The organism is Mycobacterium sp. IS-1496, assembly GCF_001499995.1.
Classification (GTDB): Bacteria; Actinomycetota; Actinomycetes; order Mycobacteriales; family Mycobacteriaceae; genus Mycobacterium.
Window position 1 is genome coordinate 1 of the sequence record NZ_LQIU01000044.1, and the last position, 25,258, is coordinate 25,258.

General features: G+C 69.2%; 25 protein-coding genes. 16 read left to right on the forward strand and 9 right to left on the reverse strand.

The features are described from left to right. The first annotated feature begins 156 nt into the window (after window positions 1-156). Window positions 157-921 (forward strand): trans-aconitate 2-methyltransferase, encoded by a 765-nt coding sequence (locus tag AU195_RS19595; RefSeq protein WP_059160729.1) that lies wholly within the window; start codon window positions 157-159, stop codon window positions 919-921. Here AU195_RS19595 and cysC read toward each other — a convergent pair. From cysC to AU195_RS19620, 5 genes are all read right to left on the reverse strand, one after another. Then, entirely contained in the window at window positions 918-2,789 is a 1,872-nt protein-coding gene (cysC, locus tag AU195_RS19600) for an adenylyl-sulfate kinase (protein WP_059160730.1), read from the reverse strand. The genes AU195_RS19595 and cysC overlap by 4 nt on opposite strands. Then, entirely contained in the window at window positions 2,789-3,709 is a 921-nt protein-coding gene (cysD, locus tag AU195_RS19605; protein WP_059160731.1) for a sulfate adenylyltransferase subunit CysD, read from the reverse strand. Before cysD ends, cysC begins: the two co-directional genes overlap by 1 nt. Beyond that, window positions 3,706-4,509 (reverse strand): trehalose 2-sulfotransferase, encoded by an 804-nt coding sequence (stf0, locus tag AU195_RS19610; protein ID WP_059160732.1) that lies wholly within the window; start codon window positions 4,507-4,509, stop codon window positions 3,706-3,708. The genes cysD and stf0 overlap by 4 nt, the downstream gene beginning before the upstream one ends. A 66-nt stretch (window positions 4,510-4,575) precedes the next feature. Then, complete coding sequence (locus AU195_RS19615) at window positions 4,576-5,955, reverse strand: sulfatase family protein (RefSeq protein WP_172800641.1); 1,380 nt, start codon at window positions 5,953-5,955, stop codon at window positions 4,576-4,578. Between the two features lie 157 nt (window positions 5,956-6,112). Further along, window positions 6,113-6,595 carry a hypothetical protein gene (locus tag AU195_RS19620; RefSeq protein ID WP_059160734.1) on the reverse strand — a complete coding sequence of 161 codons (483 nt, stop codon included), beginning with the start codon at window positions 6,593-6,595 and terminating at the stop codon, window positions 6,113-6,115. A 47-nt stretch (window positions 6,596-6,642) separates the two neighbouring features. Between AU195_RS19620 and AU195_RS19625 the strand changes: the two genes are divergently transcribed. Continuing rightward, on the forward strand, window positions 6,643-7,305 hold the full coding sequence (locus tag AU195_RS19625; protein ID WP_059160735.1) for a phosphatase PAP2 family protein: 663 nt from the start codon (window positions 6,643-6,645) through the stop codon (window positions 7,303-7,305). Here the strand turns inward: AU195_RS19625 and AU195_RS19630 are convergent. Continuing rightward, window positions 7,259-8,749 carry a bifunctional phosphatase PAP2/diacylglycerol kinase family protein gene (locus AU195_RS19630; protein WP_059160736.1) on the reverse strand — a complete coding sequence of 497 codons (1,491 nt, stop codon included), beginning with the start codon at window positions 8,747-8,749 and terminating at the stop codon, window positions 7,259-7,261. The two genes, AU195_RS19625 and AU195_RS19630, sit on opposite strands and share 47 nt — an antisense overlap. A 62-nt stretch (window positions 8,750-8,811) precedes the next feature. Between AU195_RS19630 and AU195_RS19635 the strand changes: the two genes are divergently transcribed. From AU195_RS19635 to AU195_RS19645, 3 genes are read left to right on the forward strand one after another with little or no spacing between them, the layout of a single operon-like run. Next, entirely contained in the window at window positions 8,812-9,405 is a 594-nt protein-coding gene (locus AU195_RS19635; protein WP_059160750.1) for an ArsR/SmtB family transcription factor, read from the forward strand. Then, window positions 9,405-10,229, forward strand: a complete 825-nt coding sequence (locus AU195_RS19640) for an SRPBCC family protein (protein WP_286149372.1) — start codon at window positions 9,405-9,407, stop codon at window positions 10,227-10,229. Before AU195_RS19635 ends, AU195_RS19640 begins: the two co-directional genes overlap by 1 nt. A 35-nt stretch (window positions 10,230-10,264) precedes the next feature. After that, window positions 10,265-10,918 carry a L,D-transpeptidase family protein gene (locus tag AU195_RS19645; protein WP_059160737.1) on the forward strand — a complete coding sequence of 218 codons (654 nt, stop codon included), beginning with the start codon at window positions 10,265-10,267 and terminating at the stop codon, window positions 10,916-10,918. Window positions 10,919-10,921: 3 nt separating this feature from the next. On the opposite strand, the gene AU195_RS19650 is transcribed toward AU195_RS19645, so the two are convergent. Beyond that, window positions 10,922-11,380: a nuclear transport factor 2 family protein gene (locus AU195_RS19650; protein WP_059160738.1), complete on the reverse strand. Its 459-nt coding sequence runs from the start codon at window positions 11,378-11,380 to the stop codon at window positions 10,922-10,924. 106 nt (window positions 11,381-11,486) lie between these two features. On the opposite strand from AU195_RS19650, the gene AU195_RS19655 reads away from it, so the two are divergent. Further along, window positions 11,487-12,194 carry a DUF3159 domain-containing protein gene (locus AU195_RS19655; RefSeq protein ID WP_059160752.1) on the forward strand — a complete coding sequence of 236 codons (708 nt, stop codon included), beginning with the start codon at window positions 11,487-11,489 and terminating at the stop codon, window positions 12,192-12,194. On the opposite strand, the gene AU195_RS19660 is transcribed toward AU195_RS19655, so the two are convergent. Continuing rightward, window positions 12,195-13,709 carry an FAD-dependent oxidoreductase gene (locus AU195_RS19660; RefSeq protein ID WP_059160739.1) on the reverse strand — a complete coding sequence of 505 codons (1,515 nt, stop codon included), beginning with the start codon at window positions 13,707-13,709 and terminating at the stop codon, window positions 12,195-12,197. An 82-nt stretch (window positions 13,710-13,791) separates the two neighbouring features. Between AU195_RS19660 and AU195_RS19665 the strand changes: the two genes are divergently transcribed. From AU195_RS19665 to AU195_RS19695, 7 genes are all read left to right on the forward strand, one after another. Beyond that, window positions 13,792-15,243, forward strand: coding sequence for an Hsp70 family protein (locus AU195_RS19665; protein ID WP_059160740.1), 1,452 nt, complete (start codon window positions 13,792-13,794; stop codon window positions 15,241-15,243). A 90-nt stretch (window positions 15,244-15,333) separates the two neighbouring features. Beyond that, complete coding sequence (locus tag AU195_RS19670) at window positions 15,334-16,191, forward strand: glycoside hydrolase family 26 protein (RefSeq protein ID WP_059160741.1); 858 nt, start codon at window positions 15,334-15,336, stop codon at window positions 16,189-16,191. Continuing rightward, window positions 16,188-17,417 (forward strand): GAF domain-containing SpoIIE family protein phosphatase, encoded by a 1,230-nt coding sequence (locus tag AU195_RS19675; protein ID WP_059160742.1) that lies wholly within the window; start codon window positions 16,188-16,190, stop codon window positions 17,415-17,417. Before AU195_RS19670 ends, AU195_RS19675 begins: the two co-directional genes overlap by 4 nt. Then, window positions 17,414-19,390: a glycosyltransferase gene (locus AU195_RS19680; protein ID WP_059160743.1), complete on the forward strand. Its 1,977-nt coding sequence runs from the start codon at window positions 17,414-17,416 to the stop codon at window positions 19,388-19,390. The genes AU195_RS19675 and AU195_RS19680 overlap by 4 nt, the downstream gene beginning before the upstream one ends. Then, window positions 19,390-19,731: an STAS domain-containing protein gene (locus AU195_RS19685; protein ID WP_059160744.1), complete on the forward strand. Its 342-nt coding sequence runs from the start codon at window positions 19,390-19,392 to the stop codon at window positions 19,729-19,731. Before AU195_RS19680 ends, AU195_RS19685 begins: the two co-directional genes overlap by 1 nt. Further along, window positions 19,718-20,131 (forward strand): ATP-binding protein, encoded by a 414-nt coding sequence (locus AU195_RS19690; protein WP_059160745.1) that lies wholly within the window; start codon window positions 19,718-19,720, stop codon window positions 20,129-20,131. Before AU195_RS19685 ends, AU195_RS19690 begins: the two co-directional genes overlap by 14 nt. A gap of 47 nt (window positions 20,132-20,178) precedes the next feature. After that, window positions 20,179-20,757, forward strand: a complete 579-nt coding sequence (locus AU195_RS19695; RefSeq protein WP_059160746.1) for a TetR family transcriptional regulator — start codon at window positions 20,179-20,181, stop codon at window positions 20,755-20,757. 59 nt (window positions 20,758-20,816) lie between these two features. On the opposite strand, the gene AU195_RS19700 is transcribed toward AU195_RS19695, so the two are convergent. Continuing rightward, on the reverse strand, window positions 20,817-21,065 hold the full coding sequence (locus AU195_RS19700; protein ID WP_059160747.1) for a hypothetical protein: 249 nt from the start codon (window positions 21,063-21,065) through the stop codon (window positions 20,817-20,819). 355 nt (window positions 21,066-21,420) lie between these two features. On the opposite strand from AU195_RS19700, the gene AU195_RS19705 reads away from it, so the two are divergent. The 3 genes from AU195_RS19705 to AU195_RS19715 form a co-directional block, all read left to right on the forward strand. Next, window positions 21,421-23,559 carry a glycoside hydrolase family 183 protein gene (locus AU195_RS19705; RefSeq protein ID WP_059160748.1) on the forward strand — a complete coding sequence of 713 codons (2,139 nt, stop codon included), beginning with the start codon at window positions 21,421-21,423 and terminating at the stop codon, window positions 23,557-23,559. A gap of 31 nt (window positions 23,560-23,590) precedes the next feature. Next, window positions 23,591-24,067, forward strand: a complete 477-nt coding sequence (locus AU195_RS19710) for a hypothetical protein (protein WP_059160749.1) — start codon at window positions 23,591-23,593, stop codon at window positions 24,065-24,067. Window positions 24,068-24,162: 95 nt separating this feature from the next. Beyond that, window positions 24,163-25,258, forward strand: a 1,096-nt coding sequence (locus AU195_RS19715) for a DUF7159 family protein (RefSeq protein ID WP_059160753.1), incomplete at its 3' end; no start/stop codon positions are given.

Sequence of the window (25,258 nt, forward strand, 5' to 3'; positions counted from 1 at the left end):
ACGCTGGCATCCTCGACCGCAACACACGATTCGAACCCACAACACTCCTCAATCAGAAGGGTGTTGCATCGACCGCTGGAAACCGCCGGCCCGGAGCGCGCCCTGACGGCACAGTCGACGCCACCGATACACGGTCGACGGTGCCACACTGGCCACATGTGGAACCCGGAGGTGTACCTGTCCTTCGCCGATCAGCGTGGCAGGCCGTTCCTCGACCTCCTGGCCCGTGTCGGGGCCGAAAATCCGCGCCGCGTCGTCGACCTGGGTTGCGGTCCAGGCAATCTCACGGCCGCCCTGCATCAGCGGTGGCCCGCCGCGGTGGTGGAGGCGTGGGACAACTCGCCGGAGATGGTGGCGGCCGCCCGCGAACGCGGTGTCGAGGCGAACGTCGGCGACGTGCGCGACTGGTCGCCGCGCCCCGACACCGACGTCGTGCTCAGCAACGCCACGCTGCAGTGGGTGCCCGACCATCCCGAGTTGCTGACCCGGTGGGCGGGCGTGCTGCCCGCCGGATCGTGGCTGGGCATGCAGGTGCCGGGCAACTTCGACGCCCCGTCGCACGAGGCGGTACGACGGCTCGCGAATCGTGACGAGTGGGAACCGCTGCTGCACGACATCCCGTTCCGGGTCGGCAAGGTCGTCGAGACACCGGCCCGCTACGCCGAATTGCTCACCGACGCGGGCTGCACCGTCGACGCGTGGGAGACCACCTACATCCACGAGCTGACCGGGGTGCACCCGGTGCTCGAATGGATCACCGGCACCGCGCTGCGGCCGGTGCGGAGCCGGCTGACCGACGAGCAGTGGGACCGGTTCCGCGCGGAGCTGATCCCGCTGCTCGACGCGGCCTATCCGGTGCGTGCCGACGGCCGGACGTTCTTCCCGTTCCGGCGGGTGTTCGTGGTCGCGCGGACCGGTTAACGCCTGCTCTCGAGCAGGTCGATCACCTGCGCGACGAGGTCGGCGATGTCGGCGCCGGTGGTGTCGAGCACCAGGTCCGGATCGTCGGGCGGCTCGTACGGGGCGTCGACACCCGTGAGTCCCTTCAGCTCGCCGGCGCGGGCGCGGGCGTAAAGCCCCTTGGGATCGCGCTTCTCGCACTCCTCGACCGGGGTGGCCACGTACACCTCGATGAACGGCAGCTTCGCCGCGTCGCTGAGGGTGCGCGCGATCTCCCGGTCGGACTTCAACGGCGACACCAGCGAGGCCAGCGCGACGACTCCCGCGTCGGCGAACAGCCGGGTGAGATGGCCGACGCGGCGGATGTTCTCGGCGCGGTCGCCCGCGGCGAACCCGAGATCGTCCGACAGGCCGTGGCGGATGTTGTCGCCGTCGAGCAGGTAGGCCACCTGCCCGGACTCGACGAGCGCTCGCTCGACCGCCACGGCGACCGTCGACTTGCCCGACGCGGGGAGACCCGTGAACCAGATGGTCGCGCCCCGCTGCCCGGTGGAGTTCCACCGGTGGGTGCGGTCGAGAGACGAGGGATGCCAACGGATGTCGTTGCGGGTCTGCGCCCCGGGCGTGACCTCGCGCGGTTCGAGGATGGTGCCCGCGCCGACGGTGTCGTTGCTCGACTCGTCGATGAGGATGAACGCGCCGCTGTCCCGGTTGTCGGCGTACGTGTCGGCCACCACCACCGAACTGGTGCGCAGCGTCACCGATCCGATGTCGTTGAGCGCCAACTCCACCGGGTTGTCGAACTCGTCGAGCGTCTCCGGGTCGAGCCGGCTGTGCAGGGCCTGCACGGTGGCGCGCACCGTGCGGGTGCCCTGTTTGAGCGCCAACCGGTCGCCGGCGCGCAGCGGGGCGTCGGCGAACCAGCAGACCGTCGCGTCGAGTTCGCGAGCCGCCACCGGCAGGGTCGCGTCGTCGGCGCCGCTGACGAAGACGTCCCCGCGACCGACGTCGATGTCGTCGGCCAGTTCGATCGCGACCGACAGCGGCGCCACGGCGACCGGCCGGTCGTCGTCGAGGGTGTCGACGACCGTGACCGTCGAGCGGGTGCCTGCAGGCAGGCTCACCACCGTGTCACCCACGCTCAGCGTGCCCGCCGACAACCTGCCGGTGTAGCGGCGGCGCTGCTCGGCGGTCGGCCGCGACACCCACTGCACGGGCATCCTCAGCTTGGCGGGTTCCGGTTGGGGGGCGATGAGTTCCACGTCCTCGAGGTACTCCAGCAGCGTGGGCCCGTCGTACCAGGGTGTGCGGTCGGAGCGGTGCACGACGTTGTCGCCGTGTTTGGCCGCGATCGGGATGACCGTGATGTCGAGGCCGCCGAGCCGCGCCGAGAGCCGGTGGAGTTCGTCGGACACCTCGGCGAACCGGTCGCCGTCGAAGTCGACGAGGTCGATCTTGTTCACCGCGGCGACGAAGTGTTTGATACCCAACAACTTCGCGATGCGCGCGTGCCGGTTGGTCTGCCGCAGCACACCGGCCCGCGCGTCCACGAGCAGCACCGCCACGTGGGCGTTGGACGCGCCGGTGAACATGTTGCGGGTGTAGCGCTCGTGGCCGGGGGTGTCGGCCAGGATGTAGCTGCGGTTCGTCGTGGAGAAGAACCGGTAGGCGACGTCGATCGTGATGCCCTGCTCGCGTTCGGCCCGAAGTCCGTCCGACAGTGCGGCCAGATCGGCGATGCCCTCTTCGTCGGTGACGGCCTCGAGGTGGTCGAGCGGCAGGCTGTCGGTGTCGTGCAGCAGTCGGCCGATCAGCGTGCTCTTACCGTCGTCGACCGAACCCGCGGTGGTGATGCGGAGCAACTGGCGCGTGGGCCTGTGGGGTCCCATCAGAAGTAGCCCTCCCTCTTCCGGTCCTCCATCGCCGCAACGGATGTGCGGTCGTCGGCGCGCGTCTCGCCGCGTTCGGACACCGTCGCCGCGGAGATCTCGGCGATGACCCGCTCGATGTCGGTGGCCTCCGAGCGCACCGCACCGGTGATGGTGAGATCGCCGACGGTGCGGTAGCGCACCCATTCGACGCCCGAGGTCTCCCCGTCGCCCGGTTGCGCGTACTGCGAGACCGCGAGCAGGATGCCGTCGCGCGCGAAAACCTCACGCCGATGGGCGAAGTAGATCGACGGAAGCTCGAGATCCTCGAGCTGGATGTAGCGCCACACGTCGAGTTCGGTCCAGTTGCTCAGCGGGAAGACCCGGACCTGTTCGCCTCTCTTGATGCGGCCGTTGTAGAGCGACCACGGCTCGGGCCGCTGGGCCCGCGGATCCCACTGCCCGAATTCGTCGCGGAAGCTCAGGATGCGTTCCTTGGCGCGGGCCCGCTCCTCGTCGCGGCGGGCGCCGCCGAACGCCGCGTCGAAGCCGCCCTCCTCCAGCGCGTCGAGCAGCGTGCGGGTCTGCTGGCGGTTGCGCGACGCGCCCGGACCGGGATCCGGCACGCGGCCCTTGTCGATGGACTCCTGCACCGAGGCGACGATGAGTCGGTGGCCGTGCCCGGTGACGCGGCGATCCCGGAATTCGATGACCTCGTCGAAGTTGTGGCCGGTGTCGACGTGCATGACCGGGAAGGGCAGCGGCGCCGGCCGAAAAGCCTTCTCCGCCAGGCGCAGTAGCACGATGGAGTCCTTGCCGGCGCTGAACAGCAGCACGGGCCGTTCGAGTTCGGCGACCACCTCGCGGATGATGTGGACGGCTTCGGCCTCGAGCAGTCGCAGTTCGTCGACGCGCAGGGCGTCGAGGTCGGTGGTCGTCATGTCGGCAGTCCGTTCTCCTGTGCCTCGGCCTTGTAGCGGTCCACCCATTCGTCGGAACGCTGGTCGGCCTGCCGCTCGAGCACCGGCGCCGGCGCCAGCCGGGGGTCCTGGCCGAGCCGCTCAAGGATGTCGGCGACCACCTGGGTCAGGTTGCGCCACACCACCGGATAGGGGACGTCGATCGGTTCGACGTTCTCCTCGGCGAACCAGTTGCGCCAGCCCTCCTCCTGCGCCCGGAGCATCGTCACGACGTGCGCGATGGCCCCGGCGTGGTACTCGGCCCTGGCGTCGCGGTTCGGATCCGGGCGCCCGCGCCACACCCGCGTCTGCACGGCGCGCCAGAACGAGACCGCCTGGGAGATGACATCGGGCCGGTAGACGTGCACCAGCACCGGATCGCTGCCCACGACGTCTCGGATGGCGGCGAGCAGGCCGTCGCCGGAGCGGTCCGGCAGGTCGGCGGCGCGGTCGAGCAGCAGCGGTGTCTGGTTCCACATCAGCTTGCCGCCCCACACGCCGTTGGGGGTGCGGCCGACCGTGCGGATGTAATCCCGCCAGATGGTCGCCGGCGCGAGGTCCGGCTTGCCCTCGTCGAGCGGATCGAGCAGGCGCAGGATCGATTCGTCCTCGACGTCGGCGAACCACTCCCGCGGTTGGGGGGCCTGACTGGTCTTCGGCAGGTACTGGAAGAACTCCTGCGGTTCGCCGGCCACGCCCGTGGCGCGCAGCGATTCGACGAGCAGGGTGCTGCCACTGCGCTGCGACGCGAGGACCAGATATGCCGAGGGTTGGGAAGGCATGCGCGTGAGCCTAACCGCAACGCAATTCGGATGCCTATCCGGCGTTTTAGTTCACGATGAGTTTATTCATTGCGCGGTTCGGCGCTCGTCCTCGATGCCGCGTTCGGCGGCGATCGCTGACCTGCTGGTCACCACTCGCGCGTGAATTCGCAGATATGTCTCGGTATATCGGTCGGAAATGCGCGAGCCCGCGAAATCGGACGGGATGACGTCATTCGTCTTCACCCGCCAGTCGTCGAGAAGGAGCGCGAGATCGCCCGCGATTGTCTCGGCGTTGATCTTGTTCTCCGATGTCAGCAGGTTGTGCTGCTCGGCCGGGTCGGTGCGGAGGTCGTACAGTTCCCGTTCGGGGCGCGGCGTGCGCGCCTGCGGTCCGATGATGCGTCCCGGTGCGCTTTCGGCGATGTCCCACGGCAGGTCCAAAAGCGGCCGCTGCGCGTAATTCTCGATGTAACTGAATTCTTTTGTGCGAATGGCGCGGATGGGGTCGAAGGAATCGTGGTACGTCTTCGTCGTGTACACCGCGGTGCGCACTTCCCGTCTTTTCTCCGGGCCGCCCAGCAAATTGTCGGCATGGGAGAGCCCGTCGACTTCGCCGGGGATGTCGACACCGAGCACGTCGAGCAGGGTGGGCAGCAGGTCGACGCCGCTGAACAGATCGTCGTAGACCCGGGGGGCGACGGCGGCGTCGCGCGGCGGGCGGATGATCATCGCGATGCCGGTGCCCGCGTCGTACAGCGTGGACTTCGCGCGCGGCAGGGCCGGACCGTGGTCGGTCATGAACACCACCCATGTGCTGCGGTCCAGGCCGGTGGACTCGAGGGTGTCGAGCAGTTCGCCCACCGCGGCGTCGGCGACGGTGATCGACCCGTAGAACTCGGCGAGGTCCTGGCGTACCTCGTCGTCCTCGGGAAGATATTCGGGCAGTTCGACCGTGGCCGCGTCGGCGGGTTCGTAGCGTTCGCGCGGGTAGGGGCGGTGTGTCTCGAAGAAACCCGCGGTCAGCAGGAACGGTTGTCGAGGCGCGTCGCGCAACCAGGCGGCGGCGTGCTCGACGACGTATTCGCAATAGGAGTTGGACACGTCGAACTCCGCGAAGCCGAGCTTCGCCGGGTACGACGTCTCGTGCTGCATCCCGAACAACGCGGTGTGCCAACCGTTCTCACTCAGTATGTGCGGGAGGGTGCGCACGCCGTTGCGGTACTCCCAGCCGTGGTGCGCGAGCCCGACCAGACCGTTGCTCTGCGGATAGCGGCCCGTGAACAGCGATCCGCGCGACGGTGAGCACAGCGGTGCGGTGGCGTGCGCGCGGGTGAACACGATGCTCTCGGCGGCGAACCGGTCCAGGCGGGGACTCCGCACGTCCGGATGCCCGTAGACGCCGAGGTAGCGGCCGAGGTCGTGCCAGTGGACGATCAGCACGTTGGCGCGCTGCGGAGGGGTCACGTGTTCTTGTCCGGTCACGCTGCCCCACAGAAGCGGGTCACGGCCGCATCGGCAAGTGTTCGGCTCACGCGATCTCGGTCGCCCAAACGAACAAACGGGCGGATAAGTGCGAGAGGACGACGACTTTTCGTCGATCTCGACGCGTCAGGCACACCCGTCACGGCCGGTACGGCACCCCGACCGCCCGGAACACCCACTCCGGCGGTACGCGGAACGCCAGCGACCGGGTCGGCAGCGCCGCGAGCACCTCATCGGGGATGTCGCTCTTGTAGTGCAGCGACAGCTGCCCACGGGACCGCGGGTCCACCCGGCTGACGTCGACCTCGAGATGGAGCCCGTCCGGGGCGACCTCGGCGCTGACCGGCCCGTCGGCCGGGGCGTCCCAGCGCTGGTCGATGGTCCGCCCGGCCAGACCCGGCACGGTCGAGAGGGTGGCCAGCACCCGCTCGCGGGTCAGCACCAGTGCGCCGGTGTATCCGGAGACGCTTCCCGACGCCCGTTTGCCCGGTATGGACCCGGTGAAGCGGCGGGTGACCGGTACGCACTCGGACAGGTGCAGGATCCCCTCGGCCTCCGCAGCGGCGCGCATCTCGTCGGGCAACCTGCCGATGCGGAGCAACTTGCGCAGAAAGACGGCCATGTGCAGTCAGCCTAAACGGCATCGCCGGTGACTGGTACACAGGCGTGATGCCCCGCCGGAGATGGCTGATCGCCTCGGCCTTGTTCGCCACCGCGATCTTCGCGCTGATGTGGATCGGGTACGCCGCCCACTGGGCGTGGTTGTTCGAGGCCGATCTGGCTCTCCTCGAACCACTGGACCGCTTCGGTACCGCCCACCCCGGCTGGGTGACCGGATGGGCCGTCTACTGCACGGTGCTGGGGCCGACGGTGTTTCGGCTCGTGGGGGCCGTCGTCATCGTCGTCGCGGTGATCCGGCGCCGCATCCGCACCGCACTGTGGCTGGTGCTCACCGTCGAACTCTCGGGGCTGCTGCTGGTGACCGCCAAGGCGATCGCCGACCGCCAGCGTCCTGCCACCGCACTGGTGGCCGCGCAGTCGACGTCGTTCCCCTCCGGCCACGCCCTGGGTCTGATGGTCTGCGTGCCGGCGTTCCTCGCCGTGCTGGTGCCCCTGCTGCCGCCGGCGTCACGGCGCTGGGCGATCGCGTTCGGCGTGGTGCTCATCGTGACGATCGGGGCCGGCCGTGTGGTGCTCAACGTCCACCACCCCTCCGACGTGGTGGCCGGCTGGGCGCTGGGCTACGCCTACGTCGTTCTGTGCCTGCTGCTGTACCCGCCGCGCGTCAGTTCAGCGGACGGAACACCGGCAGCACCCGGTACTGCGCGCTGAAGCTGGCCTTCTCCACTTCGGCGGCCACCTCCCCGTCGCACGCCAGCGGGGTCGGACCGTCGACGGCGGTGAACGTGAACTCCGGCACCCGCATCTCGTGGTAGAGCGGGCTGCGCTCCAACCGGCCCAGCATCAGGGCGGTCAGGATCCGCAGCCGGCTCAGCCGCCGGCCGGTCTCGAGGATCCGCACGTCGAGCAGGCCGTCGTCCATGCGGTGCCGCTGCGCCGGGGCGAAACCCGACGGCAGGTAGGTCGAGTTGCCCAGGAAGAACAACGAGGTCTGCAGGGTCCGGTTGTCGTAGTGGATGCGGACCGGTTCACCGCGCCGCAGGGTGTCGAACATGGCGTACAACCCGGCCAGCGGTTTGCCGACCCGGTGCTCCAGTTTCTCCCTGCTCTGCACGAACTGCGGATACGCGCCGATGCTGGCGGTGTTGATGACCATGTGTTCCTCGTTGAGGCACACCAGATCCACGCAGGCGACCGTGCCGCGGCGGATCGCATCGACCGTGCGGGCCACCGAGTCGCACCCGATGTCCTTCGCGAAGTGGTTGAACGTTCCGCCGGGGAACACCGCGAGCGGCACGCCGGCCTCCTTGGCGATACCCGCGCCGGTGGCCACCGTGCCGTCGCCACCGCCCACGGCCAGGACCTCCGCGCGGCCCGCCGCTTCCCGCAACACCTCCCGGAGGTCGTCCCCTTCGCCCAGTTCGACGATCTCGGCGCGCGGGAGCGCGTCACGCACCTCGTCCACCACCCGCGCGCCGCTGCCGCTGCCCGACGCGGGGTTGATCACCAGCACCACACCGGCGCCGTCCGGCCGGGGCGGGGTGGGCACGCGCAGCGGTTCGGCCGTCGGCAACTTCGTCGGGGTCGACGGCGGCACTACCCGGCCGCCGAGTACCGCGACGCCGGCGCCGAGCCCGAATCCGGCGAACACGTCGCCCGGATAGTGCGCACCCGTCGCCACCCGGGACAGCCCGACCAGCCCGGCCAGCAGCGCCAGTCCCAGTCCGATCGGCGGGCTCTCCAGACCGACACCGACCGCGAATGCCGCGGCGCTCGCGGAGTGGCCGGACGGCAGTGAGTTCGACGTCGGGAACCGCCGACTCCGCCGCGCCAGCGGCACCGGCAGATAACTCGGGCGGGCGCGCTTCCAGATGCGCTTGGCGCCCTGGTTGGCGACGAGGCTGGTGACCGCGAGCGACAACACGCCGCGGTTGGCGCCGCGCCGGGTCCTGGGCCCGCCGGCCGCCATCAGCCCGGCGGCGATGGCGAACCACAGCTTCGAATGGTCGGCCGCCCTGGTCAGCCGCGGCATCGTCGCGTCCAACAGGGGACTGGGTGACTCGGCGACGGCCTCGAAGACCTCCCGGTCAAGGCTGCCGAGGCCCTTGCCGATCTGTCGGAGGCCACTGGCGCGGCGGCGGATGCGGAGGTCCATAGCAGCCAACGTAGCCGCCCACCCCCTTGACAAAACTTCTTGTCAAGGATGACGATGTGCTCGTGCTGGATGTGGAAGTGATCGCGGACCCCGCCGCGGCCGTCGTCGCGCTCGACCCGGTGCGCAGCCGGTTGCTCGCGGAGCTGACCGAACCGGCGTCGGCCGCAACGCTCGCCACCCGCGTCGGAATCGCCAGGCAGAAGGTCAATTACCACCTTCGGGCGCTCGAACAGCACCAGCTCGTGACCGTCGCCGGGGAGCGGAAGTGGGGCGGTCTCAAAGAACGCCTCCTGGTCGCGACCGCCTCGTCGTACGTGGTGTCGCCCGGCGCGCTCGGCGCCGCGGGCACCCACCCCGGGCGATTCCGCGACCGGCTCTCCGCGAGCTACCTGATCGCCGTGGCGGCGCGCGCCGTCCAGGAGGTCGGCGATCTGTGGCGCGAGGCGCGCGCCAAGGACAAGCGACTGGCCACCCTGTCCCTCGACGCGACCGTGCGGTTCCGCAGCGCCGCCGACCGCGCCGACTTCACCCGTGAGCTGTCCGAATCCGTCGTTGCGCTGGTCGCGCGGTATCACGACGACACCGCCCCCGACGGCCGTGCGCACCGAGTGGTGCTGGCCGCCTATCCGATTCCCAGAAACCAGGAGGATGCGTGATGCCGGTACGTAAAGACGACGGACGTCGCTGGGTCGAGATGGAACTGGTCGTGCCCGGCACACCGGAACAGGTGTGGGACGCCATGGCGACGGGACCGGGGATGAGCGCGTGGTTCACCCCGACGACGGTCGAGGAACGCGTCGGCGGCGCGCTGCACTTCGACTTCGGAGGGGGCGCCGTACAACGCGGCGTCGTGACCGGGTGGGAGCCGCCGCGCCGGCTCACCTACGAAGAGCACGAGTGGAGCGGCATCGGGACGCCCGGACCGCTGGCCACCGAGATCACCGTCACCGCCCGCAGCGGCGGCACGTGCGTTGTCCGGATGGTGCACAGCCTGTTCGCCGACGGCGACGACTGGGACGACGAACTCGAGGGCTTCGAGGCGGGCTGGCCCGGCTTCTTCGACGTGCTGCGGCTCTACCTGCGTGACTTCGCGGGCCGGCCCGCCACGCCGGTCCGGGTGATGGCCGAGTATCCGGGCGATGTCGCCGACGGCTGGTCCCGGCTGGCCTCCGGGCTCGGCCTCGCCGGTGTCGATGTGGGAGATCGGCCCGAACCGTCCTCGCAGGCACCGGAATTCGGCGGTGCGGTGGAACGGATCGATCAGACCCGCGAAGCCCGCCGCGTCATGCTGCGGCTCGATCGCCCCGGTGTGGGTATCGCGATCGTCGGTGCGTACCCCCTGGGTGAGCGGATGCGGGCCATGGTCAGCCTGTACCTCTACGGTGATTCCGCCGCCGATCTGGCCGCCGCGCAGCAGCAGGAATGGTCGCGGTGGCTGGACGGGGTCCTCGGTCGCGACCCGATCGTGTCCGTACGTTGACGTAACCGAGAGGCCGCCCGCTCAGGATGGGTGGGATGCGCCGACTGTTGACCGTTTTGTGCGCCGTCGCGGTGTGCCTGGTCGCCGGGATGCCGGCAGCGCCCGCCGCCGGCCCGTGGTTCGCCTCGTCGGTCGGGGCGGCCACGCAGGTGATATCCGTTGTGGGCGTAGGTGATTCGACGGCCAAGATGGATGTGTACCAGCGCACCGCGGCGGGCTGGCAGCCGATCGGCGTCGGTATCCCCGCCTTCATCGGCGCCAAGGGCATGGCGCCGCAGACCCACGACGGCGAGATGAAGACGCCGATGGGGGTGTTCACGCTCGACTTCGCGTTCGGCACCGAACCCAACCCGGGTGGCGGCCTGCCCTACGTCCAGGTGGGCCCCGACCACTGGTGGGACGGGGATATGAAGAGCCCCACCTACAACACCATGCAGGTGTGCAAGAAGGAGCAGTGCCGCTTCGACACATCGCTGAGCGCGGGCACCGAGAACCTCGACATCCCGCAGTACCGCCATGCCGTGGTGATGGGTGTCAACAAGGCGCGCGTACCCGGCAACGGCGGCGCGTTCTTCGTGCATTCCACCGACGGCGGACCGACCGCCGGATGCGTGGCCATCGACGACGGCACGCTGGTCGACATCATGCGGTGGTTGCGGCCCGGCGCGGTGATCGCGATCTCGAAGTGAGGCTCAGAGGTTCAGTGCGCGACCGCGTTTGAGTTTGAAACCCAGATTCTCCAACGACATGCTGGCGTCGTAGGTGCGGTCGTACCCGGTGGCGCAGATCTTCCACCCGTCGGGGGTGCGGCGATACCTGTCGCGGTAGAACGCGGCGCCGATCAGCATGAAGTTGAAATCCGGCGCGATCACCCGGTCCTGCAGATACCAGGTGCCGGTCGCCTCGTCGCCGTCGACGACGATCTCGGGGTGGTCGACGCGGTGCTCGGTGATCACCTCCGGACCCAGCGAGGTTCGCATGAACGAGACCAGCGCGTCGCGGTCGGTGAACCGGTGGTCCTCGCCGAGTGACTCACCGTAGTCACCCTCGACGTCCTCGGTGAGCGTGTCCTCGAACTCGGCCCAGTTCTTGGTGTCCAACGCGCGCAGATACCGGTATTTGACGTTCTTGATCTCGTCGATGTCGCCCATGGCCGACATTGCAGCACAACCGGCGTACCCGGCATAGAGTCCGGGCATGAAATTGATCGACGGCTACGTCAGGTCACCGTTCGCGGGGCTCGCGCCATGGATCCTCATGGCGATGGTCGTCGGTCCCGGCCGGTTCGAGGAGGCCGCCTCCGCGGCATTGGGACTCGCTCTGCTGACGCTGTGGGTGGGCAAGCGACGTGGGGTGCCGGTGCACGCGCTGGAGGCCTTCGGGGTCGCGTTCTTCGCAGTGTTGGCGATCCTCGGACTCGTCGCCCCGGAGGACACCATCGAGTGGCTGGCGCTGTGGGCCGGCGAACTGAGCAACATCGCGCTGGCGGCATTCGCGATCGTCACGCTGCTGATCCGCCGTCCGTTCACCCTCGCCTACGCCAAAGACACCGCCCCGCCCGAACATTGGGACAGCCCGGTCTTCCTCCGGATCAACTACGTCATCTCGGCGGTGTGGGCGGGTGCGTTCGTGGTGTCCGCGGCGGCGGGCGCCTACGGTGACGCCGTCCTCGGTGACAACGACGACTTCTGGCTCGCGTGGATCGTGCCCCTGGCCGCGCTGATCTTCGCCGGGGCCTTCACCGAGTTCTATCCCGACCGGGCGACGGGGGAGAGCGACGCGTCGTGGGCGCGCGTGTTCGACTGGGTGCCGCTGTTCGTCGTGATCACCGGGATCGTCGGCTGGGTGTCGGACGAGATCCCGGACACGCTGGGCATCGCGCTGATCGTCGTCGGCAGCGTCGGTTCGGCGGTGATGCGCAAGGTCTTTCCGGACGAACCGGCGAAGGTCACCCGCTCGCCGTAGTCACATCGATCTCGTGAGATCCCGCGTCGCGGGGCCTTCGAGCAGGGTGCCGTCCGGCGCGAAGCGCGACCCGTGCAACGGACATTCCCACGACTCGTCGGAGTCGTTCCAGTTGACGATGCCGCCCAGGTGCGGGCACACCGGCGAGACCCGATGCTCGACCCCGTCGACGACGCTGCGCGCTTCCAACGCCCACGGCGGCCCGCTCACCACACCACCGGACTGCGGCGTGCGGTCGGCGATCCGGGTCACCGGCGTGATCCACCCCTTCGCCAGGTTGATCCCCACTTCGACGTTGGCCTGCACCGCCTTCGGGATACCGGACAGCTCGTGCGGGCTCCAGCTGGCGAACGCATCCGCCCAGTCCATCCGGCCGCCCAGGATGCTGCCGGTCAGGGCGAGCGCGGCGGCGGTGCCGTTGGTCATGCCCCACTTGTCGAAACCCGTTGCCACATAGATCTTGTCCTGACCGGGCAGGATGGGGCCGACGTAGGGCAGCTCGTCGGCCGGTGTGTAGTCCTGGGCGGACCAGTAGTTCGTCTGCATCGCACCCGGATAGTGCTGTTTGGCCCACGAGTCGAGTTCCTGCACCGACGACGACGGATGCTTCTCGCGGCCGACCGGATGCCCCGCCCCGCCGACGATCAGCCGATCCCCCTCCGGGGTCGGCGCGTACCGCACCGACCGGGTGGGGGAGTCGGTGGACAGGTACATACCGCGGGTGATGGTGCCGGGCACCCTGTACGCCATGCAGTAGGACCGGGAGGGTTTGAGGCGGGCGAAGAACCCGCCGCGGTCGAGGATCGGGATGCCCGTGGCGAGTACGCACTGCCGCGCGGCGATGTCAAACTCGTGGCCTTCGGAGGTCCGTACGTGCAGGCTCAGCCCGTCGTCGGCGCCGGACACCCGCTGTACACGCACACCCTGGACCAGCCGGCCGCCCCGCTCGTCGAGTTCCACGATCAGGCTGTCCAGCAACGGCATCGGATCGAACTGCGCCTGGTCGGCCAGCCGAACCCCACCTTCGAACGGGAAGGGCACGTCGGCCCCATGTTCCCTGTCGACCCACTCGGCGCCCAGCCCCGCCGCCTGACACGCCTCGAGTTCGGCCCGCGCCGCGGGCAGCCCCTTATCCGACTGCGCATAGGTGAAGGCGTCCTCGCGCTGCACCGAGATGCCGTGCGCCTCGCAGCGCTGGATCAACCACTCCTGTCCCTCGAGGTTGCCCTCGACGTACTTCTTCGCCACACCCGCGCCGTGTTTGCCGACGATCTTCGACAGTTTGGTGCCCTGGAGCAGGCTGATCTTGGCGGTGGTGTTGCCCGTCGCGCCCGCTCCCGCGCGGAACGCCTCGAGCACCATCACATCGCGGCCGGCGCGGGCCAGCAGGACCGCGGTGATCAGCCCGGTGAGCCCGGCGCCGACGACGACCACGTCGGCTGAGCGGGTGGTCTCGTCGAGCGGGTTGGGCGGAAGAGCCTGCTCGGGACGGCCGGCCAGCCAGAGTGAGGTCATGAGAGGGGTTTCCCCCCGGCGAACCCGCCGAAACGAGGGGTTGCCGGCAACGCACCGGCGGTGCCACTAGGGTGATCTCCCGATGAGCGACCCGTTGGGCTTGTCGATCGGGACCACCAACCTGGTTGCGGCACGAGTCGGCAATCCGCCAGTCCTACGGCGTTCGACGCTGAGCCTGTTCAGCGATCGCACGCCGCAGGTCGGCGTGCGCGACGAGCGGGGCGTGGTCCTCGACGGTTTCGTCGAGCGGGTCGGCGACCCGGTGCCGCTGGTCGCCGCGGACGGCACCTCCTATCGCGCCGAGGCGCTGCTGGTGGAGGCGCTCGACGCGATGACCGAGGCCACCGGCGCGGCACCCATCGGCGACCTCGCGATCGCCGTGCCCGCGCACTGGAGCACCTCCACGGTCTACGCCCTGCGCAACGCGCTGCGCACCAACCCCGTCTTCGCCCCGAACGGCACCCCGGCGCGCCTGGTGTCGGATGCGGTCGCCTCACTGACCGCGTTGCACGCCAACCCGGGCCTGCCGACCGACGGGGTGGTGGCACTGCTCGACTTCGGCGGCAGCGGCACCAGCATCACCCTCGCGGACGCCGCCGCGGGCTTCGCGCCGGTCGACGAGACGACCCGGTTCACCGAGTTCTCCGGAGACCTGATCGACCAGGCGCTGCTCACCCACGTACTGGCCGGGATCAGCGACGCCGGCGGTGTCGACCCGGCGGGCACCGCCGCGGTCGGATCGCTGACCCGGCTGCGGGAACAGTGCCGCGACGCCAAGGAGCGACTGTCGTCGGTGACCGCCGCCGACGTGGCCGCCGAACTCCCCGGCTACCACTCGTCGATCCGGGTCACCCGCACGGAACTCGAGGAGATGCTGCGGCAGCCGCTGGCCGGGGTGCTGGCGGCGCTCGACGCGGCGCTCGAGCGGACCCGCATCGGATGGGCGGGCGTGTCGGCCGTCGTCACCATCGGCGGCGGCGCGAGCATCCCGATGGTCACCCAACAGCTCTCGGCGCACACCCGCGTCCCCGTGATCACCACGCCGCAACCGGCGCTGGACGCCGCGGTCGGCGCGGCGCTCTTCGCCGCGTACAGCGCCGCCGCGGACGCGCCGACGGGTATGGCTGCCGCCGCGCCGATCACGGCGATGATCGACGATGCGCCCGGGTCGGCGACCTTCCGTGCCCTGGCCTGGTCGCAGGACGACACGACGTCCGACGAACCGGTGCCCTACACCGGTGCCGAGGCCTACGAGCCGTACAACCCCTACGCGTCCCCCGCCACCGGCGCCCGGCCCGCCGTGCAGTATCTGCCGGCCGACGAGCCGGAGGACGGACGGCGCGGCTGGCAATTGCCGCAGTTGGCGTTCGGCGCCGCGGCCGCCCCCCCGACCACGACCACCACCCAGCCGACCACCACCCAGCCGACCACCACCCAGCCGCCGGTGACCACGACGACGAACGCGGTGACGACGACTTATGTGACGGTGCCGTTCGTTCCGGTCCCGATCCCGATCCCGGTGCCCGGCAACTGAGCGGACGACCGCAGTCCTTGCGTTTGTTCGACAGCGGTTCACAGCTTTGCTTAAGGTTGACGTGGGGTTGGGCGAATCAACGGGGTGGGAATGGGTGCGCAGGTACGGCTGGGGCTGAGCACTCCTGCGGGAGTGTTCGGTCTCGACGAGGTCGCCGCCACCGGCGCCGCCGTCGGCCGGCACATCGACCTGATCCTCTGGTACGAGGATTTGGCCGCCCCTCCGCCGGTGAGTGGAATCGCGAAGGTGGACGCCGCAGGCGCCGCCGCGGTGATCACCTGGGAACCGTGGCTCTGGCGCACCGACGTCACAGGTGCCGGTGCGGCCACGGTGTCCGAGATCGCGGCCGGCCGACACGATGACCACCTGTTCGCGTGGGCGGCGGCGCTCGCGGTGACCGGCACGCCGGTCTACCTGCGGTTCGCGCACGAGTTCAACGGCGACTGGTACCCGTGGACGCCCGCCCGCGGAACGCCGCCGGAGGTCTACGTCGCCGGATGGCGACACACGCACGAGCTCTTCCGGCGTGCCGGTGCGACGAACGTGCGGTGGATGTGGTCGCCGGACGCCACATCGGCAGGCGACATCCCGCTGTGCGCGTGGTATCCCGGCGACGACTACGTCGACGTCGTGGGTATAGACGGCTACAACTGGGGAACAACACGTCCATGGAGTCGATGGACACCTCCGGTCGAGCTCTTCGACCCCGCCGTCACCGAGATCCGCGCGCTGACCGGACTGCCCATGGTGCTCGCCGAGGTCGGCTGTGCGGAAGACGGCGGCGACAAGGCCGAGTGGATCTCCGCGTTGATCGACTGGGCGGCCGCCCAACCCGACGTCGGCGCGGTCATCTGGTTCGACCACGACAAGGAGACCGACTGGCGGATCACGAGCACTCCGGCGGCGACGGCGGCGATGGCCGACGCCCTGCGGGCGGTGACGCGGTGACGGTATCGCCGTACGCCCTGCCGCCGGAGGTGGAGGACGAACGCGTCCGCTCCCTGGCCCAGCTGCACGTGCTCGACACCCCGCCGGAGGACCGCTTCGCCCGGATCACCCGCATGGCGCGCCACGTCTTCGAGATCCCGATGGCGGCGGTCGCCCTCGTCGACCGGGACCGGCAGTGGTTCAAACAGGTCGACGGCCTCGACATCGGCACCAGCCTGCCGCGCACCAAGACGATCTGCCAGGCCACCATCGCCCGCACCTACGAGAAACCCGACAACCCGGCGCTGATCATCGAAGACGCCGCTGCCAGGCCGGAATTCGCGATGGTGCCGGGCATCGGGGAGCCGGGCGGCATCCGGTTCTATGCCGGCTACCCGCTCTACGGTCCCGGTGGGCACCCCGTCGGCACGTTCTGTATCTACGACACCGAACCCCGCTCGCTGACGGAGGCCGAACTCGGGACGTTCTTCGAACTGGCCTCCTGGGCGCAGCGTGAACTCGAACAGACCGACGACATCGAGCGCGCGGCCGAGGTCCAGCGCCACCTTCTGCCCCGAGCGCTCGGCGACCTTCCCGGCTACTCGGTGTGCGCGATGTGCCTGCCCGCCTACGCGGTCGGCGGCGACTTCTACGACCACTACCGGGTCGACGGCGGCGCGGTGTTCACCGTGGCCGACGTGATGGGCAAGGGTCTGGGCGCGGCGATCCTGGCCGCCAGCGTGCGCTCCGCGCTGCGCGGCGCCTCCCGCGCGGTCGACGAGGCCGCGTGCGGGATGGACCTCGAGGACGTCGTCAAGGCGGTCGCCGAACAACTCGCCGACGACCTGGGCAGAACCGATACGTTCGTCACCCTGTTCCACTGTCAGCTCGACACGGAGACCGGGACGGTGCGCTACGTCGACGCCGGCCACGGCTTCGCCGTCGTCGTGCGCGCCGACGGTCGCGTCGACGGACTCGACAGCGTCGGCATCCCCCTCGGGGTGATGCCCGGCGCCACATGGGATTGCGGCGAGGCGACACTGGGGGAGGGAGACACCCTGATCGTGGCATCGGACGGGGTGCTCGACCTCATCGGCGACGGCACCGACGTGTGGCCGGCGCTGCGCTTCGTCGCTCGCCACTCCGAACCGGCCGACCTGTGCGCCCGTGCCCGGGCGCTGGTCGCCGAGAAGTCACCGCTGGACGACGTCACTCTGGTGGCGGTGCGCCGAGAGCCGACCGCGTGAGGCATCAGCTGCCCGACACCCCCACCGGCAGATACCCGTCGCCTTGGTTGCGGCTGCTGATCCTCTGCACCGCGCTGCTGGGCATCAACTACATCGTGTGGCGCTGGCTCGGGTCGATCAACTGGGCCGCGTGGTGGATCGCGGTGCCGCTGGTGATCGCCGAGACCTACAGCGTCATCGACTCGCTGCTGTTCGGAATGACGATGTGGAAGATGTTGCGCCGCAACCCTCCTCCGCCACCGCCGGACGACGCGACCGTCGACGTCTTCATCACCACCTACAACGAACCGATCGACATGGTGTTGGAGACCGCGGAGGCCGCCCAGCGCATCCGTTTCCCGCACTCGACGTGGATCCTCGACGACGGCGACCGCCACGAGCTGGCCGAAGCGGCGGCCGAGCGCGGGATCGGCTACATCACCCGTTCGTCGAGTTGGACCCCGGACAAGCCGCGGCACGCCAAGGCGGGCAACCTGAACAACGCGCTGTTCGAGACCGACGGGGAGTACATCCTCGTGCTCGACGCCGACCAGGTGCCCGAACCCGACATCCTCGACAAGACGCTTGGCTATTTCCGCGATCCCTACATGGCGCTGGTGCAGACGCCGCAGTACTTCCACAACGTGCCGTTCAGCGACCCGTTGGGCAGCCAGGCGCCGCTGTTCTACGGGCCGATCCAGCAGGGTAAGGACGGGTGGAACGCCGCGTACTTCTGCGGGTCGAACGCGGTGCTGCGCCGGGAGGCGCTGATGCGCCTCGGGATTCGCGGGTACGTCCGCGCCGTCGAGGAGGGCGTCCGGCGGACGCTGTACGCGGCCAGGAAGATGGTCAGGACGGCGCGCAAACAGCCCGGCGGTGACCAACCCGAGGTGCAGGAGGCGCTCGAGTCGGTGCTGCAGGCGGTGCGCGACGCCCGCCGCCAGTTGCGGGAGAAGCGTGCCCTGGCCGACATCACCTTCGACTTCCAGCAGCGCGTCGACGCGGCGGCGCGCACTGTGGTCGACGCCGACGTCACCGCCATGCGGGCCGACCTCGAGGTCATCACCGCCCTGAGCGAACACCCCGAGACCACCGCCACCACCGTGGTGTTCGACGACGAAGCGCTGGAGTCGCTGGCCGGCCGGGAGTGGTCACCGCTGGGCGCGATCGAATCGATCGGCGCGATGATCCGCGCCGTCGACGTCGGCCGCGACGACGAGGCCCAACCGATGCTGCCGATGGCCACCATTTCGGTCACCGAGGACATGGCCACCTGTATGCGGTTGCACGCACTGGGCTGGAAGTCGGCCTACCACCACGAAGTCCTCGCCCGCGGTCTCGCGCCCGACGACGTGCGCACCATGCTCACGCAGCGACTGCGCTGGGCCCAAGGCACCATCCAGGTGATGCTGCGGGAGAACCCGTTCGTGCAGAAGGGGCTCTCGATCGGCCAGAAGCTCATGTACTGGGCGACGATGTACAGCTACCTGGCCGGGTTCGCCGCGCTGGCCTACATCGCCGCGCCCGCGATCTACCTGATCTTCGGCATCATGCCGGTGACCGCCTACAGCTGGGACTTCTTCGGGCGGCTGATCCCGTTCCTGGTGCTCAACCAGTTGATGTTCATCATCATCAGCCGGGGTACGCCGACGTGGCGGGGTCAGCAGTACAGCCTCGCGTTGTTCCCGGTGTGGATCCGCGCCTGTTACACGGCGTTCCTCAACGTGGTGTTCGGTCGGCCGCTGGGCTTCGCGGTCACGCCGAAGACACGGCAGGAGGCGACCGCGATCCCGTGGCACCTGGTGAAGTGGCAGCTGGCCGCGATCGCGATGCTGGTGGTCGCGTCGATCATCGGCATCGTGCAGTTGTACTTCGGCGCGATCTCCGTACTCGGTGTGGGAGTGAACCTGTTCTGGGTCCTGTTCGACCTGTTGATTCTCAGCGTGGTGTTTCAGGCGGTGCGATACCGCGGACACCAGGACGAAGGAGTGTGATGAGCAATTATTCAACCCGCACAACCGATTCCGGTGTGTTGGTGATCCGTCCGGAGGGGCGCCTGAACATGGTGGCCGCACCGGCGCTGCGCAAGCAGATCCACGAGCTCGTCGACGGCGGCAGCACCCGCGTCGTCGTCGACCTCAGCGCGACGGATTTCATCGACTCCTCGGGTCTGGGCGCGCTGATCTCCGGCCTCAAGGTGGCCAGGCAGGCCGGTGGCGACCTCCGCATCGCGGCGCCCACCAGGCAGGTGACCACGGTGCTCGAGCTGACCAATCTCAACCGCGTTCTGAGTACCTATGATTCGGCCGACGGTGCGTTCGATGGCGACGCATGATTCGTCGGTGGTACTCGAGACCACGACGGGGCCGGACACTCTCGACGCAGTTCAGCGCACGCTCGACACAGTGTGGGCGGAACACGACATCGACGAGATGGTGCGCATCCACGTCGATCTCGCAGTCGGCGAGATCGCGGCCAACATCGTCGAACACTCCGGCGGGGGCGCCCCCGTCCGCTTGCGCATGGAGGTGACCCTCGACGCGGACGCGGTGCGCACGACCTTCTTCGACGACGGCCACCCCTCGCCGGTCGACCTCGACGAGGTCAGCATGCCCGAGGAGTTGTCGGACCGCGGGCGTGGCCTGGCCATCGCGCACCGGGTGCTCGACGAGCTCGCCTACCGCCGCGACAGCGAGGGCAATCACTGGACGCTGGTCCGCAGCCGCACCCCGTGAGGTGACCGGGACCTGATCGACGGGGTCGAATCTGAGAGGATCGTGCGATGTCGGTTCCCGAGAAGCCAGGGGGATTGCGGGAGCGCAAGAAACGGAAGACCCGCGCCACGATCCGGCGCGAAGCGCTACGGCTCATCGAGCAGCAGGGCTATGACAACACGACCGTCGAACAGATCGCCGCGGCTTCCGACATCTCGCCGCGGACCTTCTCGCGGTACTTCCCGACCAAAGAGGCCGTCCTGCTGTCGGATGACCACATCGCCCCGATCATCGAGGCGTTCGTGGCCGCACCCGCCGATCTGTCGGTCATCGACGCCTACCGGCATGCCGTCGAGACGACGTTCGGGGCGTTGAGCGACGACCAGCGCCGCGACGCCATCGTCGGTCAACGGCTCATGTACGAGGTGCCCGAGGCGCGCGGCCTCGTCTACACCGAGTACATCCGGTTGATCGACCTGATCACCGAGGCGCTGACGAAGCGTCCGAACCAGCCGGACGACCTCGTCGAACGCCGCACGCTCGCCGGGGCGATGGTCGGGGTGCTGATCGCGGCCTCACACGAGACTCCGCTGCCCGGCGATCCGATCTCGCAGCATCTGCGCATCCTCGACGAGATGCTGAAGTAGTTCTGGACACACGACGAGGGGCACCCGTTTCCGGGTGCCCCCTCGTTGCGGTTGTTGCGTCAGCGGACGGTGACGTAGACGACGCGGTCGTCGTTGTCGTAGCGGACCGAGACGATGCTGGACTGATCGAGCGGCTTAACCATGCCCTGGTGGTTGACCCGCACCGCGTAGCCGCGGTCGTCGAGCTGCTCGATGGTGTTCTGGGCGTTGCCCGGTCCGGCCGGGGCGGCCTGGGCGGGGGCGGCGAGTCCGAAGAAGGCGGTGGCCAGTCCTCCGGCGATGATGGTGGCGAATCCGAGCTTGTTCATATCCGTTCCTCTTTCTGTCCCTCTGTGTTGTTCGTGGTCTGATCTGGTAAACCCGCAGGTCAGGGATTTAATTCCGGTGGCAGTAATTGATCGACAGATGGCAGGATCAGTGCGCCGGCGGACATCTCGAGTTCGTTGTACGGACAGGTCGCTATGGGCGTTCCTGCGCGCCGTGAGCGGCCACCGCGCGACAGCCACCCCTGCCCAACCGCACGAACCTGCAGGTCAGGAAACGAAAATCTTTTGCCGAAATTGCATCATCAAGGGACTCTGGCGCTATCTTCAGGTGACCACCGGCCGCGATGCCGAGGGAATTTCAGAGGGCGTCGGGGGATGCATCTCCAAGGGGACAACGATGGATGCTTCGGCGTACATAGGTCGTGTGGGTGGTTTGGCGGTGGCGCTGGGGGTGGGCGCCGCGGTGATGGTCGGAGCTCCGGGTACGGCGTTCGCCAGCACCGAGGGAGAACCGACGTCGCAGACCCCGTCCGACGACAGTCCGAAACCCGCTGAGGAACAGCAGGATTCGGAGTCGCAGGCGAACGTCGAGGCGACCGAGGAGGGTGAGCCCGAGGACGCCGAGGGCGACGAGCCCGAGGACCTCGAGGAGGACGCCGGCGACGGTGTGGAGCCGGTGGTCGAGGAGCCGGTGGTCGAGGAACCGATCGTCGAGGAATTGGTCGTCGAGGAACCGGTGGTCGAGGAACCGGTGGTCGAGGAGACGACAACCGAGGGCACGGCTCCCGACGCGGGACTGCCTGTTGTCGACACGACCGCCCTGCCGCGTGACGCACACGACCGCGGGGGCGACGCGCTGCACGCCCTACAGGAGCCGGAGCCCGGCGATCCCGAAACCCTCACCGAGACCGCGGGTGCCGAGCGCATTCTCGTCGACGCGGCGGCGCAGAAGGCCGCCGAACCACCCGCCGCAGCGCCGCAGACCGTCCTCGTCGAGAACGTCGAGAAGGTGGTGCAGTCGGTGGTGCTGCAGGCCGCGCCGGCCGTCACGGCGTTCACCGCGCCCACCGCGGCCCGCAACTCCGCTCCGGTGATCAATCGACTGCTCGCCGCGTTCGGCCTCGGTTCGCTGCGCAATCTGCCGTCACTGCCCAGCCCGGCATGGGCGCTGAGTGCGCTGCTGGCGCTGGGCTCACGACGCGAACTCGACCGGTCGGTGACCACCCGGTCGGTCTCGACGAGCAGCCCCACCGTCTCCCTGGCCGCCGCGGCGGCTCCCTACGACCCGGCGAAGGACTACGTCGTCACCCCGGTTTCCGTCAGCGGCAACACCGTCCGCATCACCAACGTCACCGGCCCGGGCGGTCTGAACAACACCATGACCCGCTTCGGGATCGGCGGTACGGACCTCGGGATCATGTGGGACAACGGGGTCAAGGACGATACGACCACCGCGGTCAACGAACACCAGGTCCTCATCGCCTTCGGCGACACGTTCAGCAACCGCACCCCGGTTCGCACCGGTATATGGCGGATGAACACGCTGTTCCGCAGCACCGACACGGTGCTGTCCAACGGCATGTACGTCGCCGACGGCATCCCGCACGACCCCGGCATGTACAGCGGCTCGCCGATGACGAACCCGAACTTCTCGCGGGAGATCATCGGCAACTACCACTACGGCATCGGGCCGGAAGTGACGATGATCCCGACGGCGGCGATCTCGGTGCCCGGCGCGGGCAAGGACGGCGCGACCCGGCAGTACATCAACTACATGGCCGTGAAGTCGTGGGATTCGCCCGGCAAGTGGACGACGAACTACTCGGCCATCGCGTATTCCGATGACAACGGCCAGAACTGGACCGTGGTGCCGCAGTCGTCGGTACGGCCCGCCGCCGCCGGTCGCACGATCCTGCCGTTCGTCAACGGCGACCAGAATTTCCAGCAGGGCGCCTACGTCCGCAAGTACACCGTCGACCCGGTCACCGGCAAACCGTTGAAAAACGCTGCCGGACAGGAGATCACCGACGGCTACATCTACTCCTACGGCACCCCGGCGGGACGCACGGGCACGGCGTACGTGTCCCGGGTCGCCGAAGCCGACATCCTCGACAAGACGAAATACGAGTACTGGAACGGGACCTCGTGGACGCCGGGCAACCCGGCCGCGGCCAAGCCGATCCTGCCTTCGACCACCACGACGAGCTTCTTCGGGCTGGTCAAGACCACGACGTATCCGACGGTCAGTGAGATGTCGGTGCAGTACAACAGCTATGAGAAGAAATACATCATGTTGTACGGCGACAAGAACAACAACATCGTGATGCGCAAGGCCGATTCGCCGGAAGGACCGTGGTCGGCACCGATCACCCTGGTCACCGCATCGAAGATGCCGGGGCTGTACGCACCGATGATCCATCCGTGGTCGTCGACGGACAACGTCAGCGCCGAGGACCAGAAGTACCTCTACTGGAACCTGTCGACCTGGGACGACTACCAGGTCAAGCTCATGCGCACCGATTTGACGAAGGTGTAGCGCGACGGCCGCCGCGGACGACAATACGGATATGACGCGAAGGACGCTGGCCGCGCTGGCCGTCGGCGCCGCGGTACTGGGCCTGCCGGGGATGACCGTGGCACACGCCGCACCGCCTGCACCCCAGCCCGGCGCGGGATGTGCGCCCGCGGTGGACCGCGCGCTGTCGCACACCGCCGACGACACCGTCGTGCAGTGCAGCGCCGGCCGCTGGGAGGTGTACGCGGGGCCGTACCCGTCGAGCGACCGCTGGTTCTCCGGCGGCGACGGTCTCGACCTGCACGGGCAGGGCATGCGCAACCCCGAGATGTTGTCGGGCCCGTGGACCGGGATCCCGCAGGACCCGGCCGCCCGCTGCCGCGCCGAGCAGGCCGCCGTCGTCAGCGCAGGGAAGGTGGGAGAACCGCAGGTCGTCGAGGGTGCGCCCGGTCAACCGCTGCGCTTCGAGGTGCTTCCGGTGATGTTCACGATCCATCTCAGCGGCGACTGTCTCTGGCAGGCCGGCTGATCCGTGGTCACGGGATCGTTGCCCGGGCGAACTTGAACCGCGCTCGCACAGCGGTATGGTCAGTCCGGATTGTGCAACCAGAGCGGGAAAGATCAGTGGACCTAGTACTCGGCGTGTCGGTGACATCGACGGCGCTTCGCTTCGTGCTCGTCGAGGGCGCGACGGGCGACGGCGTGACCGTCGACAGCGGCACGCTCGCCATGCCGGTTTCCGGTGACAGCCTCGACGCGCTGGTCAGCGCGGTGTCCGGCGAGGGCCCCTACGCCGCGGCGCCCGGGCAGCGGCCACTCGCTGTCGGTGTCACGTGGACCGACGGCGTCGCCGACCAGGCCGCCGCGCTGATATCCGCCCTGACCGCCAGGGGCGCGCGGAACGTGGTCGCGCTCTCACCCGCGGAGGCCGCGGCCGCGTTGGCCGCCGGACTCGGTGATCTGGCCGCGCAGACCGACGTCGCCGTGTGCGTGACCGAACCCGACGTCGCGCTGGCCGCGGTCGTCACCGCCGACGCGGTGCATGTCGACCAGATCACCGGCGACGACGCCGGCACCCTCGCCCGCCGGGTGCGCGAGACGGCCGACTCGGCCGCGGTGTACCCCGAGGCGGTCTACGTCCTCGGCTCGGCCGACGACGTCGACGCGGTGATGACCGCGCTCGCCGGCCAGGTGACGGCCCCGGTGCTGTCCGCAGCCGAGGCGGATCTCGCCTTGGCGCGCGGTGCGGCATTGGCGTCGGCTCAGGGGTCCGTCGGTGTCGACGCCCCACTGGCGCTGGCGCAGGTGCACGCCGACCAACCGAAATCGTGGCTGACGTGGCGAGTGCCCGCGCTCGCCTCGGTGCTCGTCGCGGCCGTGGTCACGTTCGTCGTGTCGATGTCGGTCGCGCTGGGCCTGGAGTTGACGCCGCAGATGCGGTCCGACGACGCGGCGACCCGTCAGGTGGCCAGTGCCTCGGACCAGGCGAAGGCCGCCGTCGACGCACCGGCTCCCGAAGCGCTCCCGAAGGCGGCGCCGAAACCGGCCGCTGCGCCGCCCGCGCCGAAGGCGCCGCCGGCACCGCCGCCCGAGGCGGCCGTACCCGTCGTCGGCGTCGCGCCCGCGGCGCCGGCCCCCGAACCCGAGGTGGCCCCGGTGATCGAACCGGTCTACGCCGCACCCGAGGTGGCGCCGCCCCCGGCCCCGGTCTACGTGCCCC

What these genes read in the sequence shown, in the direction of transcription:
- AU195_RS19595 (WP_059160729.1), top strand. Translation starts at nt 157, where the DNA reads ATGTGGAACCCGGAGGTGTACCTGTCCTTCGCCGATCAGCGTGGCAGG.
- cysC (WP_059160730.1), bottom strand. Translation starts at nt 2,789, where the DNA reads ATGGGACCCCACAGGCCCACGCGCCAGTTGCTCCGCATCACCACCGCG.
- cysD (WP_059160731.1), bottom strand. Translation starts at nt 3,709, where the DNA reads ATGACGACCACCGACCTCGACGCCCTGCGCGTCGACGAACTGCGACTG.
- stf0 (WP_059160732.1), bottom strand. Translation starts at nt 4,509, where the DNA reads ATGCCTTCCCAACCCTCGGCATATCTGGTCCTCGCGTCGCAGCGCAGT.
- AU195_RS19620 (WP_059160734.1), bottom strand. Translation starts at nt 6,595, where the DNA reads ATGGCCGTCTTTCTGCGCAAGTTGCTCCGCATCGGCAGGTTGCCCGAC.
- AU195_RS19625 (WP_059160735.1), top strand. Translation starts at nt 6,643, where the DNA reads ATGCCCCGCCGGAGATGGCTGATCGCCTCGGCCTTGTTCGCCACCGCG.
- AU195_RS19630 (WP_059160736.1), bottom strand. Translation starts at nt 8,749, where the DNA reads ATGGACCTCCGCATCCGCCGCCGCGCCAGTGGCCTCCGACAGATCGGC.
- AU195_RS19640 (WP_286149372.1), top strand. Translation starts at nt 9,405, where the DNA reads ATGCCGGTACGTAAAGACGACGGACGTCGCTGGGTCGAGATGGAACTG.
- AU195_RS19645 (WP_059160737.1), top strand. Translation starts at nt 10,265, where the DNA reads ATGCGCCGACTGTTGACCGTTTTGTGCGCCGTCGCGGTGTGCCTGGTC.
- AU195_RS19650 (WP_059160738.1), bottom strand. Translation starts at nt 11,380, where the DNA reads ATGGGCGACATCGACGAGATCAAGAACGTCAAATACCGGTATCTGCGC.
- AU195_RS19655 (WP_059160752.1), top strand. Translation starts at nt 11,487, where the DNA reads ATGGCGATGGTCGTCGGTCCCGGCCGGTTCGAGGAGGCCGCCTCCGCG.
- AU195_RS19660 (WP_059160739.1), bottom strand. Translation starts at nt 13,709, where the DNA reads ATGACCTCACTCTGGCTGGCCGGCCGTCCCGAGCAGGCTCTTCCGCCC.
- AU195_RS19665 (WP_059160740.1), top strand. Translation starts at nt 13,792, where the DNA reads ATGAGCGACCCGTTGGGCTTGTCGATCGGGACCACCAACCTGGTTGCG.
- AU195_RS19670 (WP_059160741.1), top strand. Translation starts at nt 15,334, where the DNA reads ATGGGTGCGCAGGTACGGCTGGGGCTGAGCACTCCTGCGGGAGTGTTC.
- AU195_RS19685 (WP_059160744.1), top strand. Translation starts at nt 19,390, where the DNA reads ATGAGCAATTATTCAACCCGCACAACCGATTCCGGTGTGTTGGTGATC.
- AU195_RS19690 (WP_059160745.1), top strand. Translation starts at nt 19,718, where the DNA reads ATGGCGACGCATGATTCGTCGGTGGTACTCGAGACCACGACGGGGCCG.
- AU195_RS19695 (WP_059160746.1), top strand. Translation starts at nt 20,179, where the DNA reads ATGTCGGTTCCCGAGAAGCCAGGGGGATTGCGGGAGCGCAAGAAACGG.
- AU195_RS19700 (WP_059160747.1), bottom strand. Translation starts at nt 21,065, where the DNA reads ATGAACAAGCTCGGATTCGCCACCATCATCGCCGGAGGACTGGCCACC.
- AU195_RS19705 (WP_059160748.1), top strand. Translation starts at nt 21,421, where the DNA reads ATGGATGCTTCGGCGTACATAGGTCGTGTGGGTGGTTTGGCGGTGGCG.
- AU195_RS19710 (WP_059160749.1), top strand. Translation starts at nt 23,591, where the DNA reads ATGACGCGAAGGACGCTGGCCGCGCTGGCCGTCGGCGCCGCGGTACTG.